Origin of the sequence: Vagococcus lutrae (assembly GCF_023299185.1) — a bacterium.
Lineage (GTDB): Bacteria > Bacillota > Bacilli > Lactobacillales > Vagococcaceae > Vagococcus_A > Vagococcus_A lutrae.
In genome coordinates this window covers 1088850-1101650 of the sequence record NZ_CP097017.1, presented here as the reverse complement: position 1 = coordinate 1101650, position 12801 = coordinate 1088850, and the positions used below count along the sequence as shown (strand labels likewise).

Annotated in this window: 11 protein-coding genes and 1 riboswitch; of the genes, 4 read left to right on the top strand and 7 right to left on the bottom strand. The window is 37.4% G+C overall.

Features of this window, described 5'->3' with window-relative positions; all coding sequences use genetic code 11:
- Positions 1-6 precede the first annotated feature (6 nt).
- Positions 7-185, bottom strand: a riboswitch (Lysine riboswitch).
- A 64-nt stretch (positions 186-249) separates the two neighbouring features.
- The 6 genes from M2919_RS05260 to M2919_RS05235 all read right to left on the bottom strand — a co-directional run bounded on the left by M2919_RS05260 (position 250) and on the right by M2919_RS05235 (position 7579).
- On the bottom strand, positions 250-546 hold the full coding sequence (locus tag M2919_RS05260) for a hypothetical protein (RefSeq protein WP_023606666.1): 297 nt from the start codon (positions 544-546) through the stop codon (positions 250-252).
- A gap of 108 nt (positions 547-654) precedes the next feature.
- Positions 655-3267, bottom strand: coding sequence for an ATP-binding protein (locus tag M2919_RS05255; protein ID WP_248848302.1), 2613 nt, complete (start codon positions 3265-3267; stop codon positions 655-657).
- On the bottom strand, positions 3248-4507 hold the full coding sequence (locus M2919_RS05250; protein ID WP_248848301.1) for a metallophosphoesterase family protein: 1260 nt from the start codon (positions 4505-4507) through the stop codon (positions 3248-3250). Before M2919_RS05250 ends, M2919_RS05255 begins: the two co-directional genes overlap by 20 nt.
- 125 nt (positions 4508-4632) lie before the next feature.
- Entirely contained in the window at positions 4633-5244 is a 612-nt protein-coding gene (gene rpsD, locus M2919_RS05245) for a 30S ribosomal protein S4 (RefSeq protein WP_023606663.1), read from the bottom strand.
- Between the two features lie 222 nt (positions 5245-5466).
- On the bottom strand, positions 5467-7344 hold the full coding sequence (feoB, locus tag M2919_RS05240) for a ferrous iron transporter B (RefSeq protein ID WP_248848300.1): 1878 nt from the start codon (positions 7342-7344) through the stop codon (positions 5467-5469).
- Complete coding sequence (locus tag M2919_RS05235; RefSeq protein ID WP_248848299.1) at positions 7337-7579, bottom strand: FeoA family protein; 243 nt, start codon at positions 7577-7579, stop codon at positions 7337-7339. The genes feoB and M2919_RS05235 overlap by 8 nt, the downstream gene beginning before the upstream one ends.
- 119 nt (positions 7580-7698) lie before the next feature.
- Here M2919_RS05235 and M2919_RS05230 point away from each other — a divergent pair, with 119 nt between their 5' ends.
- From M2919_RS05230 to holA, 4 genes are read left to right on the top strand one after another with little or no spacing between them, the layout of a single operon-like run.
- The gene (locus M2919_RS05230; RefSeq protein ID WP_248848298.1) at positions 7699-8370 is read left to right on the top strand and encodes a helix-hairpin-helix domain-containing protein; all 672 of its coding nucleotides are present in this window, start codon (positions 7699-7701) and stop codon (positions 8368-8370) included.
- A gap of 23 nt (positions 8371-8393) precedes the next feature.
- Positions 8394-8888 (top strand): ComE operon protein 2, encoded by a 495-nt coding sequence (locus tag M2919_RS05225; protein WP_126763259.1) that lies wholly within the window; start codon positions 8394-8396, stop codon positions 8886-8888.
- Positions 8889-8940: 52 nt separating this feature from the next.
- Positions 8941-11202 (top strand): DNA internalization-related competence protein ComEC/Rec2, encoded by a 2262-nt coding sequence (locus tag M2919_RS05220; RefSeq protein ID WP_248848297.1) that lies wholly within the window; start codon positions 8941-8943, stop codon positions 11200-11202.
- A gap of 25 nt (positions 11203-11227) precedes the next feature.
- Positions 11228-12256 carry a DNA polymerase III subunit delta gene (holA, locus tag M2919_RS05215; protein WP_168413944.1) on the top strand — a complete coding sequence of 343 codons (1029 nt, stop codon included), beginning with the start codon at positions 11228-11230 and terminating at the stop codon, positions 12254-12256.
- A 104-nt stretch (positions 12257-12360) separates the two neighbouring features.
- On the opposite strand, the gene rpsT is transcribed toward holA, so the two are convergent.
- Positions 12361-12621 carry a 30S ribosomal protein S20 gene (gene rpsT, locus M2919_RS05210; protein WP_023606656.1) on the bottom strand — a complete coding sequence of 87 codons (261 nt, stop codon included), beginning with the start codon at positions 12619-12621 and terminating at the stop codon, positions 12361-12363.
- Between the last annotated feature and the right edge of the window lie 180 nt (positions 12622-12801).

Below are 12801 nucleotides of genomic sequence, written 5' to 3'. Positions count from 1 at the left end.
CCTTTAGACAAAAATAGCGCAACTCGACTTTCACAAATCGAGACAGTCCAACAGCTATCAACTGTTGTCCCAACAAATGTTAGTGAGGCTAACATTCATTTCGGCGACTTTCCCTCCTCTTAAAATCCAAACGTTCCCTCTGAACTTTTTTAAGATTCCTAATCATCGCGACCTCTACCTCATCATGAGGCATATTCAATTATCTGTCATGATAGCTTAAAAGTGTAAGCTTGTCAAATGAAAATAAAATTAAGCTGTTTTTACTTTAGGTTGACGACCTAGAATAGCTTGTAAAACTGTTAATCCTAAATTAGCAAAAATCATTGTTTGGATTAAAGAGCTATACATCGTGATGTTGAAGTCCCAAGTTTTATAAACAAGTAAAATAATACCTAAGTAAACTGCAGCTAAAACATTAAAGAAAGCGAACGCCCATAGGTTTCCATTTTCTTTTTTAGCTAGATAATAAATAGAAAAAGCGACACTCAACACTAACCAAGCAATGTTGATTAAAATACTTCCCCAATAAATGATAAACGCAACCATTTTTTTCACCTCTCTTGTTGTTAAACCATAGCTTATTTTCATTCATATAATACCACGTTATTTAGTATTTGTCATGAAATCTACGATAAATGTGAAAAAAATATCATGTTATAAATGAGTAACAGGTAGCTGTGCGTCGTCGAACAGTTGCAAGAGCGTCATGTCAGAGGTTAGTAATATAACTTGAATATGGACTGGTAATGATTGCAAGAGTAGCACTAATTGCTTTTTACGTGCAAGGTCGTAATGCAGCCAACCGTCATCAATGATGATAGGAGCCGGTACAGTGTCTTTGCTCGTGATAAAAGCGAGACGAAGAGCCATATAGAGTTGATCCTTGGTCCCAGTTGAGAGGTCAATCGTCCTAAAGGTTTGTTGCTTGTCATTTTGTATCAAAAGAGTTTCTTTTTTCAGGAAAATATCTTGATACTTTCCGTTTGTTAAAAGTTGAAAATAGTGTTGGGCAGTTTCCAATAAACTAGGAAGTGTCTGGTCGCTCATTGCGATAACTAAATCACTAAGTAGTTCTTTTTCTAAAATCAGGCTGAGCCACTGAGAACTAAGCCGGTTGACGTCATCTTGCAAAAGAGCTCGTTGTTGGTACAACTCGTCTAAGGTACCATCTTTACCTAGCCAATCTAAGTTAGCACTTAATTGAGTTTGTTCATATTGTAGGGCATCACGTTGCTCCTCTAAGCGAGTTAGATGTGCTATTAATTGGTCTAATTCCTGTGGTAATTGATTATAGGAATTTAGTTCATCTAAGTTAAATAATGGACGTAATTCTTTTTCTAACGTTACTTGTTTTTGGAGTAAAGCTTGACTTTGCTGGTCATCTTGTAAAAGATGTTGAATATCTGCCAGACTGTCTAAATTTAAAGTTTGGAGATAAGGGAGATGACCGTCGAAAAAGTCCGTTTGTTGTTGAATGGCTAATTTTAAATCGTCTTCTAATTTCGGAAGGTTAGCTGACAGCTCCCGTGCTTGCTTTATCAACATCTCGTCGGCATAGTCTCGAATCAATCGATAGCGTTCGGGAAGAGTTTTATCTGATAAAGGTAACCATTCTTCTAAAAAAAGAGTTTTTTCTTGATATGATTGCAATGTTGCGATGGTTTGCTCGAGTAATTGACTCGTTTCTTTTTGACGTTCTAGCAATTGTAGAAATGTCTCTGGCATACTGCCAAATCGCTGACAATCGGCAAGTGTTGTGAGTTTTCCCCAGTGATGCTCTTTTAAAATCATCGTGACCTGTGTTTCTATCTCTTGCTTTTTTCTCGCATTATTTGACTGTTCGCTGTGGCGTTCGTCTAATGGTGCATCATCTAAAGAGGATGCGTGTTGTTTTTTAAACTGATAAATCGAAAAAGCCACGAGTATGAGTGCTAGGACACGCACGACATAATTAACAGGAGTCGCCAAAAATAAAGATAGGATAAACATTATGGCTGAAATGGTCGCAAAACCGATTGTCGTATAAGACTTAGTTCTATCAGTCTTTGGTGTGGCTTGCGTCACAGATGACGTTTCTTGTACTTTTTCAGTTTCAAGCAATTGTTGATAAACTTGATGCAAATCTTCTAGTTCTTGTTTTGCAACTGTATCTAGTAGAAGAGGAGGGGAGGTAGTAGAAAATCCCCATTGTTCACTCAGTTGTTCGCTCTGGCTGTCGATTTCATCTAACTGTTGAAGTAAAAATTTGTTTTCCGCATAACCTTCTAACATTTTTTTCTCTGTTTTCAACAAGTCTTGAATAGCATCTTGATGTTTTGTGAAAAACCAGAACGATTGATTTTGATTTTTTAACAAATCATTTTTGGTAACAGCAATCTCTTTTTGTAAACTATGAATTTGTTGCGATAATACTTGATATTCTTCAGCAATCGACGTTAGTTTTAATCGTTCTTCTGCTGAAAGTATTCTCCGGTGTTGAAGTTCTTTGTTAATTCGTTGATATTCTTTTAATTGGGTAAAGGCTCGTTGCTGACGTTCTTTTTGCGCGATTAGCTGCTTGAGTTCTGCTGCTTGTTTTTGTAGTGATTCTCGTTTGGTGTCAAGTGTTTTCATTTGTAAAAGAGCGTCACGATATTGAGACTCTGAGCTTTCTTTTTCTTCGATTTTTTGAGAAAGAAGTTGAAGCTCCGTAAGTTTTTGATTTAAGATTGGTTTACTACCGGTCGGTTTAAATAAAGCTTGAGCGCTTTGTTCAAGAGTCGTGGCAGTTTCAAGCAAGCGTTGTGATCCTGTTGAAGCGACTGCGACCAATGTTTGTTCTAGTTGCGTAGCAGAAAGTTGGTCTAATTCAGTTAGTTGTTCTTGTTGAAAAGAAAAAACATCTAAGAATAATTCTTCAGTCAAAGGTAAAATGATTTTTTCTAGTAAGCGGTCATCACCCGTTCGTCCATCTTCAAGTTGAACACGCGCAGTATTTGCTTTTATATTATCTCGTTGATTGTCAAAGCGTGTTAATTGCACATTTTGATGTTGGTCAGTATCAAACCAAATTGTTCCTCCGTACAAACCATGATAATCGTACGGTTTAAAATTACGACGCGTATTTGTTGGCTTACGAATGCCAAATAAAATATAACGGATGAAGGTATAAAGGGTAGATTTTCCCGCTTCATTTTCACCAAAAATAAGTTGGGGGCCTTTTTGAAAATCAAATACTCGATTTTCAAATTTTCCGAAACCGAAAATTTCAATTTTTTTGATAATCATGTTCGTCCTCCTGCAAAGAAAAAGCGTGTTCAAAACGGTTTAGCACCTGTTTTTCCACTTCGTCTATCGAAATCATCGAACCTAATTCTAAACGTTCGAAATCGCGATGATACCATAGTGGCTGTTTTAAGTCTTTTAGTTTATGCGTCATGATATAGTCCCAATTCTGTGTGACATCTCTGGCAGTCAAAGGTAGTGGTAAACGGGCGTCATACCGTTTGTTTGTAGATAAACGTTTAATATCAAGAATGGTTAAGTTTGGAAACTCAGCTTGCAATGCCTCTATGACATCATCTGTTTGAATCTGTTCAAGCCATTCTTCGTGGGACACTTCTTCATTTTCTATTTCAATTTGTAAAAATAGAAGAGTCGCGTATTCTAAAGCAACGAGGCGTTCATTTATTTGTAGACGCAGTGCTTCCAATAATTTTTGCTTAGTCATTCGCTCATCTAAAGAAAGTGTCAATGTTTGATAAGAAACGGTCGCCACTGGTTGCCACTGATACGTCACTTTATTTTTTTCTAAATTAACTAAAAGGACACCACGAACGTCTTGTTCTTTTTTATTATGTCCTTGTGGTGTCCCAGCATAAATAATGGGCGGCTGATTTTTTAAAACAGTTGGCACGTGTATATGGCCGAGAGCCCAGTAGTCGTAATTTAGTGAAAGTAAATCACTTAGGCGAGTTGGGGCGTATTGTTGCGTACGATGAGTATCGACTTGTTGACCAACGTCCCCATGATACATGCCAATGTGGTAGTGACTTTCTTGGGGCTGGCGTCTTGGAAAGTCAAGTGCTTTATTTTCATTTATCCATGGTTGCGTGTAGCTAAAACTGGAGATGGCAACGACTTCTTTATTCGGTAACGTATGATAGTAAGTTTCGATACTTTCTGATTTCCAGATATGAACATTATCAGGAAAATCAAACCAGAAGCGGTCAGGCTGATAATAGTCATGATTCCCAAAGGTAAGGTAAACATCAATTTTGTTTTCAGCTAAGGTTGTAAAAAAGTCATGTAACAGACGCTGACTTCTGATACTAGAGGTCGATTGATGAAAATTATCGCCTGTCATTAAAATAAAATCGACTTGATTTTCGATGGCTATCTGTCCAATACGATGTAAGGTAACTTCATTGGCAGAGCTAAGTTTTTGTAAAAAATCGGCAGAAGGTTGCATGTGACCTTCAAAAGAACGATCTAAATGTAAATCGCTAATATGTAAAAAAGTGACCATTAGGTTTACTCCTTTTTCGCAAGATGATTATAGCTTATTATACGCTACTCAAAATACGAACACAAGTTCAGTTGTAAAGACAAAAAAAGCATTCAAGAAAGTTCTTGAATGCTTTAAATGATGTATTATAGTTTTTTGTTGTAGAATTCAACGATGTAAGATTCATCAACTTCTTGTGATAATTCTTCGCGGTCTGGTAAGCGAGTTAAGCTACCTTCTAATTTTTCTTCATCAAAAGAAACGTATGCAGGACGACCTACAGCAGCCTCTAAAGCTTCTTTAATGATGACTAAGTCTTTAGATTTTTCACGAACAGAAATCACTTGGCCAACAGCAACTTGGTATGAAGGGATATCCACACGTTTGCCATCAACTAAGATGTGACCGTGGTTTACTAATTGACGAGCTTGACGACGAGTAGTCGCTAAACCTAATTGGTAAACGACGTTATCTAAACGTTGTTCTAATAAAATCATGAAGTTAACACCGTGTTTACCTTCTCTGATTTTACCTGCTTTAATAAATGTGTTAACGAATTGACGTTCGTTCATGCCATACATATGACGTAATTTTTGTTTTTCAGTCATTTGCATACCATATTCAGATTTTTTACCACGGCTGTTTGGTCCGTGTTGTCCTGGTGCGTATGGGCGACGTGCGATTTCTTTACCAGTTCCTGATAATGAAATACCCAAACGACGAGATAATTTCCAGCTTGGTCCAGTATAACGAGACATTTAAAATTCCTCCAATAATGTTTTTTTGGAGTAAAATAATTAGGGAAAATATTAGTATTCGTTCAGTTCATCCTTCAGTCTTCACCTTTGCAGCCGCGGTTACACAACTGAACCGTAATCGGCGATAAACTGTTTACGAGCTTACTTATTTTCTAGCTGCATTATTTTACACGCTCTCTAGTATAGCTAACTTTTATCAAAAGGTCAAGTAGTCATGCTATTTTATACAAGATGAAAGGCATGTGCGATAAAAGTAGTTAACATGGTGACGATAATCCCCATAGCTGTTGGAATTAAAAATGATAACCACGTCCATTTGGCACTTTTTGTTTCTTTATAGATAGTTAATAGAGTGGTAGAACACGGCCAGTGATAAATAGTAAACAATAACATGTTCATCGCTGTTAACCATGTCCACCCATTTGATACTAATAAATGTTTAAATTCGGCAAGCGAACTGAAATCCGTAATAGTGCTTGTTGATAAATAGCCCATAATCATAATAGGGATGACAATTTCATTAGCAGGTAGACCTAAAATAAATGCCATTAAAATAACGCCATCTAAGCCCATAAGACGAGCGAATGGATCAATAAAATCTGTCACGACTTGTAAAATAGTGGCATCGCCAATATGAATATTAGCCATTACCCAGATAACTAATCCTGCAGGAGCAGCCACAATAATGGCGCGCCAGAGGACAAATAAGGTCCGATCGAAAATAGAGCGGACAACGACTTGTCCTATTTGCGGTTTTCGATAGGGAGGTAATTCTAGAGTAAAGGAAGAAGGCATTCCTTTTAAGACAGTTTTAGATAAAAGTTGTGATACCCAAAAGGTTGTAAAAACGCCTAGCAGAATGACCCCTGTTAAAAATACGGCAGATTTTAGTGACCCTTTAAACGTCACAGCGCTTCCAGTGAAAAACATGGTGATAACAGCGATTAAGATAGGAAAACGGCCATTACAAGGAACAAAATTATTCGTAATCGTGGCAATAATTCTTTCTCGTGGAGAGTCAATAATCCGTGTGCCCACGACGCCGGCTGCGTTACATCCAAATCCCATACACATTGTGAGTGCTTGTTTGCCACATGCTCCAGCTTTTTGAAAATGTTTATCTAAGTTAAAAGCAATGCGTGGTAAATAACCAAAGTCTTCTAATAAAGTAAAGATTGGGAAGAAGATGGCCATAGGGGGCAACATCACAGAAATAACAGTTGAAAGTACTTTATAGACCCCATTGATTAAGACATCTTGTAAACCCGATGGCATACCTATCTGAGTGGTCACTTTCATCAGCCAATCTCCGAACACTTGAAACCAATGAGCGAGAAAATCGGAAGGGATATTAGCACCCGAAATAGTAAACCAAAAAACTAAAATGAGCAGCAAAATCATGATGGGGACTCCTGTGTGTTTTTGCGTCAAAATTCTATCTAATTGTCGATCACGTTTATCGTAATCTTCTTTACGATAGGTAACAACTTGTTGGGCAATGATTGAGGCGTGGTCAAGTAAGGCAGCTCCTTCTGTTTCAGGGTTTTTATGAATCTCGTTCAAGGCATCTATCATATAAGGATTTGCACGGACGTCGCCTTTCGCGACTTTTTCGACTGCTGCCATTAAATCGTCCAATCCTTGTTTTTTGATAGCAGAGGTTCCAACAACAGGCGTGCCTAATAATTCTTGAAGCTTAGGTAAATTGACCTCAATTTTTTTCTTTTTCGCTTCATCGAGTAGGTTAATACATACGACGACTTTATCAGTTAAACTCATAATTTGTAAAACTAAGTTAAGGTTTCGCTCTAAGCTCGTTGCATCACAAACGACAATAGTCGCCACCGCTTCTTCAGACTCTATAAAATCGCGAGCGACTTCTTCTTCCGTCGAATGAGCAATCAATGAATAAGTACCAGGAAGGTCCACAAGTGTATAAGTATGACCATTGTAGGTTGTATTACCCTGTGCTAAATCCACCGTTTTTCCTGGCCAGTTTCCTGTATGCTGGCGCATGCCTGTTAGTTCATTAAACACCGAACTTTTTCCTACGTTAGGATTTCCTGCTAATGCAATAATTGTTCCTTGAGAATCAGTCATTTTTCTTTACCTCCTGAACGTGAATATACTGAGCATCACTTTGTCTTAAAGCGATAGTTGTACCACGAACTTTATACGCATGTGGATCGTTTTTTGGACTTATGAGAACTTTCTCAATCAATGTTCCTTCATAAAAACCTAAATCTAATAAACGTTGTTTCATACTGGCGTCGGGATGGACAACGTCGATTATTTCGGCTGTGTGACATTGAGCAAGCTTATCTAAAGTCAACATTCATTTCACTCCTTTTAGGGATACCTAATTTTATTTTTAGTGTACACCCGATTTAATCAAACATCAATATTTTTTTAAAAAAATCACATTTTTAATAAAGTGTTGGAGAAATTATATTAATGAAAGGAGCGAAAAAATTGCAAGTTTGGTTTGAGGAAAATAAAAAAAGAATAATTGTCATTACAGGAGGCATTGTGGGAGTTTTTATTATCATCATGATGACTTGGAAAACAACCAAGCAGAATAGCTTAATAACAGAAACAACGATGATGAGTGAAACAGTAATCACAACAGATAGTGAACAGGATACATTAAAATCAGATAGTCAGGAAAAATGGTTCGTAGATATAAAAGGAGCAATCAAGTTTCCAGGGATGTATCCTGTTGAGACCGATATGCGAATTTTTGATGTGATTGAGTTGGCAGGAGGTCTATCAGAGGAAGCGGATCGCAATCAAGTAAATCTGGCTGAGCATGTTAGAGATCAAATGGTTATTTATATTCCTAAAGTCGGTGAGAATTTAGCGGAAGTCATGCTACCGACCGAGAGTTCAACGAGTCATCATGATAGTGGTCACGCTCAAGCGGAAAATGAAACGCTAGTCAATCTCAATACGGCAACCGCTCAAGAATTACAAACATTGTCAGGGATTGGTGAGAAAAAAGCAGAAGCAATTATTACCTATCGTGAAACAAATGGGGCGTTTCAAACGATTGATGATTTAAAGAAAGTTAAGGGGATTGGGGAAAAGACCTTTGATTCTTTGAAAGAAAGCATTACAATTAATTAAAAGAAGGAGGTCGTATAATGACAATCGAAAGAATTCCATGGGATCAGTATTTTATGGCCCAAAGCGTCTTGTTATCGTTGAGGAGTACCTGCCGACGTTTAGCAGTTGGTGCAACTATCGTGCGAGATAAAAGGATGATTGCAGGTGGTTATAACGGGTCGGTAAGTGGCGACGTTCATTGTATAGATGAAGGCTGTTATGTTGTAGATGGCCATTGTGTACGAACGATACATGCTGAAATGAATGCTATTTTACAATGTGCAAAATTTGGTATCCCTACTGATGGGGCTGAGATATATGTGACACATTTTCCTTGTTTACAATGTACGAAGATGATTTTACAAGCTGGAATTAAGAAAATACACTATCTAACAGATTATCGTAATGATGACTATGCGATTCAGTTATTAGAAAAAACAGGTGTGATAGTCGAGCAAGTGACATTAGATCAAGAATATTTTACCGAACTGCAAGCAATCTATGGAGGAAATAACCAAAAAGAAACCAACGCGGAATAAATACTACCCTGAGCAGCTGTCGAGCCTTTATGGCAAATGGATTTATCCAACGATGTTGATACTTTTAATGTACGGTTGGCTAGTAGGAAAATCGAGACTATTTGGTGGACTGACGATTATTTATGGTATGCGACTCATTCTAACACGACAAAAGACGGTAATAGGGATGAGTCTTGTACTTGGTTTCATTAGTCTGTGCTATTTTTATGAAGTGGAACAAACGTCCCAGCTAACGTCGTTAAACTCATCGATTACTAAAAAGGTTATCACATTCCCTGATACTTTTTCAGTCAAGGAGCATTATATCTCTGGTGTCGTGCAAGAAGTGGAACGACCTTTTCGTCGATCTTATATACGAGGGCGAGTGGACGACATGACTGAAGAAGAGCAAAATGATTGGCGGGTAAGGAGTCAGTTGCTTATAGTCCGAGGAAGTGAAGTGTTTCCTTCTTTTCCTCGTAATCGAGATGGTTATGATGCTCGTTTGTATTTTCATGACTTAGGCATATCGAAGATTCTAACGATTGACAATGTGAAACGGCTACCTCAACCACGTCTTTCTTTTTGGCGTGCTTCATTTCGTGAAAAACGAGCGAGATTAGCTTGGCGAGCTGAGCAACAATTTCCAAAACGAACGGCTTCCTATATTAAACGTCTTTTTTTAGGTATTAAGGACGAGTTATATCAACAAGAGCGCGACAGTTATAGCGAAACAGGATTATTGCATTTCTTTAGTATTTCAGGGTTACACGTCTATTTTTTTCTGTCTATAATTCATTACGTCATTCGTCGTATGGGCGGCTCCCCCTTTTTACTTTTAATTATTGAGTTGTTATTTTTAAGTAGCTTTATTTTATTAACAGGAGAAAGTGTGAGCGTTATTCGTGCATCACTTTTTATTGTTTGTCATCGTATTAACACGTTTCTTGGGAACAAGTTGACACGCTTAGATAGTTGGTGTTTGACGGTATTCATTGTAATGATTATTCGGCCACACAGTTTGTTGACAGCCGGAGGGCAACTCACCTTTTACTTTACTTTCATTTTGATTTATCTTAGAGATATCGTTTCATCAACTACAAATAAATGGCGAAAATCTGTTCAAACGGTTTTTTGGATGTCATTACTTAGCTTGCCTTTGACTGCGTATCATTTCTATCAGTGGAGTTTATTAGGAACGGTTTTAACCTTACTTATTTCGCCATTTTTTGGCTATGTTCTGTTACCAATCTTATTATTATCATGGTTAGTCAGTGCTTTTGTTTCTTTAAAGGGCAGTGTATGGCTTTTGATGATAGATAAATTAGTAACATTGTTATACCAAGTTATTTCTTACGTGTCAGAGTGGCCAATAGTTAAAGTAGTGACAGGAAAACCGCCATTGTTTTTAATAATAGCAATGCTTGTTTATTATTTTGGTTTTCTTGGTTATACGCGACGAAAAGCGAGCTACTACGGGGTCGTTTTAATAATGAGTATGGGACTCTTCGTTGGGTTAAAGTATGTCAATCCGTTTGGAACCGTCGCATTTGTGGATGTGGGACAGGGGGACTGTCTGGTCATTCATCCTCCTTTTTCTGCAAAAGCTACGGTGATTGATACTGGCGGGAAGTTGCAATTTGCTAATCAAAAGAAAAAACAAGTACCACAAGCTAAATATCAGCTACTGCCTTTTTTGAAAAGTCGAGGGGTAACTCAAATTGAGACCCTATTTTTAACCCATGCGGACACTGACCACATTGGAGATGTGAAAGCGTTAAGTCACGTACTCCCTATTGAAAAGGTGGTTTTTCCTAAAGGAATGAGAAAAAAGGCTCTGGGCGCTAAAATTATTGCGTCTCTTGATTCGCAAACAGAAATCATGGAGGTACTAAGTTCTCAAACGATAATAAATCATGCAGGTGTTTTTCAAGTTTTGTCTCCAGCTGAAAGTGGAGAGGGGGACAATCAACATTCATTAGTGCTTGCGACGACCGTTGGAGGGAGACGGTTACTTTTAACAGGTGATTTAGATGTTGAGGGAGAAGAGCGAGTAATGAGGCGATGGCAACCAACGGAGTTTGATATTTTAAAGGTCGGTCATCATGGCAGTCGTTTTTCTACGAGTGAGCAATGGCTATCCTACGTGTCACCTAAAGTAGCAGTTATTTCATGTGGAGAGAATAATCGATACGGCCATCCTCATCCTGAAGTTTTGAGTGAATTAAAAAATAAAAACATTCAAATCTTTCGAACAGATCAGCAAGGCATGATATATTATGATTATATGACATTGTTTCCATATCGTACTCAGATAAAAACAATGATAGAGTGAGAAGAAAGATAGGTTAGAGAAAAATATGGTGAAAAAAGATTTTCAACAAGCAATTTCAGATATTCGTGCCGGGGATTTTGCTGCGATTTATGTCGTACATGGAACTGAAAAATACTTATCAGAATGGTTTAATCGCGTACTACAACAGAGCGTTGTTTCAGATGAAGATGAGATGAATATCATGCACTTTGATATGACGGAAACGTTGTTATCAGAAGCTATGTTAGAGGCTAACAGTTTACCTTTTTTTGGAGATAAGCGACTAGTCATTGTGGACCAACCATATTTTTTAACAGGAGCGAAGCCTAAGCAGAGTTTGGAGCATAACATAAAGGAATTAGAACAATATATTGAACAACCCTTAGACTCAACGGTGCTTGTCTTTAATGCTCCTTATGAAAAGCTAGATGGACGAAAAAAAGTAGTTAAACAGTTAAATAAACAAGCTGTTGTTGTCGACGTGCAACCGATGCAAGAACGCGACGTTCGTCAATTTGTGAAACAACACATACAAAATGATCGATATCAAGTAACACCAGAGGCTTTAGAAACGTTGCTAGTATTATGTCAAATGGATTTGTCACGAATTATGGGAGAATTGAATAAGCTCTATATTGCCGGGATAAATGATTATAAAATAACCAAACCGATGGTAGAAGAGTTAGTTGCTAAAAGTTTAGAACAAAATGTTTTTGATTTGATAACTTATGTCATGAAAAAGCAACCGAATGAAGCATTAAAATTATATGAAGAACTATTGCTTCAAGGGGAAGAAACCATCAAAATGAATGCGATTTTGATTGGGCATGTGAGATTGCTTATTCAGGTAAATGTTATGCAGCAAAAGCATTATCAGCAACCCAATATGGTAGACGTTTTAAAGGTTCATCCATATCGTATTAAGTTGGCACAGCAAGAGGCACGTCGAATGAGTTTGGGCTTTTTGATGAATCTTTACGATGAATTGGTAGAAAATGACTATCGTATGAAAACAGGTCAGATGGATAAAGAACTGCTATTTCAGTTGTTTATTTTAAAATTTAGTCAAAAATAAAAAGAACGTTGGCAAAATCTCTTTTGTCAACGTTCTTTTTATATGAAAAAACACCCCAATGTTACAAAGAACAATCGGAGTGTGTCATCTTTTGTGATTATGCATTATTTTGCTTTCATCATTTTCGCATGTAGACGAGATTTGTCTCGGTCAGCTTTGTTTCTATGGATTAGGCCTTTTGTTTCAGCCATATCAATTGCTCTATGCGCATTTTTTAATAATTCTTCAACGTTGTCAGCACCTGCTTCTAAAGCAGCTTCAAATTGTTTGATTGCTGTACGCATTGCACTTTTTTGACCAGAGTTTAATTCGTTAGAACGTTCTGTCGTGCGCACACGTTTAATTGCAGATTCAATATTTGGCATGGATTTCACCTCCGTCAATAATAGCTTATCCCTAATGATTATTAGCGACAATTCAACATTCTCAATTATACCGAAAACTTGTTAGTAATGCAATATTTTTTTAAGGATAGTCGCTTAAAAACAATGTCTCTGTGCCAATAAAAAAATAGTCAAAGCCCTTTCACTTTATTCTCAATATGT

Coding starts and splice junctions, on each gene's coding strand:
- M2919_RS05260 (WP_023606666.1), bottom strand. CDS start 546: ATGGTTGCGTTTATCATTTATTGGGGAAGTATTTTAATCAACATTGCT.
- M2919_RS05255 (WP_248848302.1), bottom strand. CDS start 3,267: ATGATTATCAAAAAAATTGAAATTTTCGGTTTCGGAAAATTTGAAAAT.
- M2919_RS05250 (WP_248848301.1), bottom strand. CDS start 4,507: ATGGTCACTTTTTTACATATTAGCGATTTACATTTAGATCGTTCTTTT.
- rpsD (WP_023606663.1), bottom strand. CDS start 5,244: ATGTCTCGTTATACTGGACCAAGCTGGAAATTATCTCGTCGTTTGGGT.
- feoB (WP_248848300.1), bottom strand. CDS start 7,344: ATGACTGATTCTCAAGGAACAATTATTGCATTAGCAGGAAATCCTAAC.
- M2919_RS05235 (WP_248848299.1), bottom strand. CDS start 7,579: ATGTTGACTTTAGATAAGCTTGCTCAATGTCACACAGCCGAAATAATC.
- M2919_RS05230 (WP_248848298.1), top strand. CDS start 7,699: ATGAAAGGAGCGAAAAAATTGCAAGTTTGGTTTGAGGAAAATAAAAAA.
- M2919_RS05220 (WP_248848297.1), top strand. CDS start 8,941: ATGTTGATACTTTTAATGTACGGTTGGCTAGTAGGAAAATCGAGACTA.
- holA (WP_168413944.1), top strand. CDS start 11,228: ATGGTGAAAAAAGATTTTCAACAAGCAATTTCAGATATTCGTGCCGGG.
- rpsT (WP_023606656.1), bottom strand. CDS start 12,621: ATGCCAAATATTGAATCTGCAATTAAACGTGTGCGCACGACAGAACGT.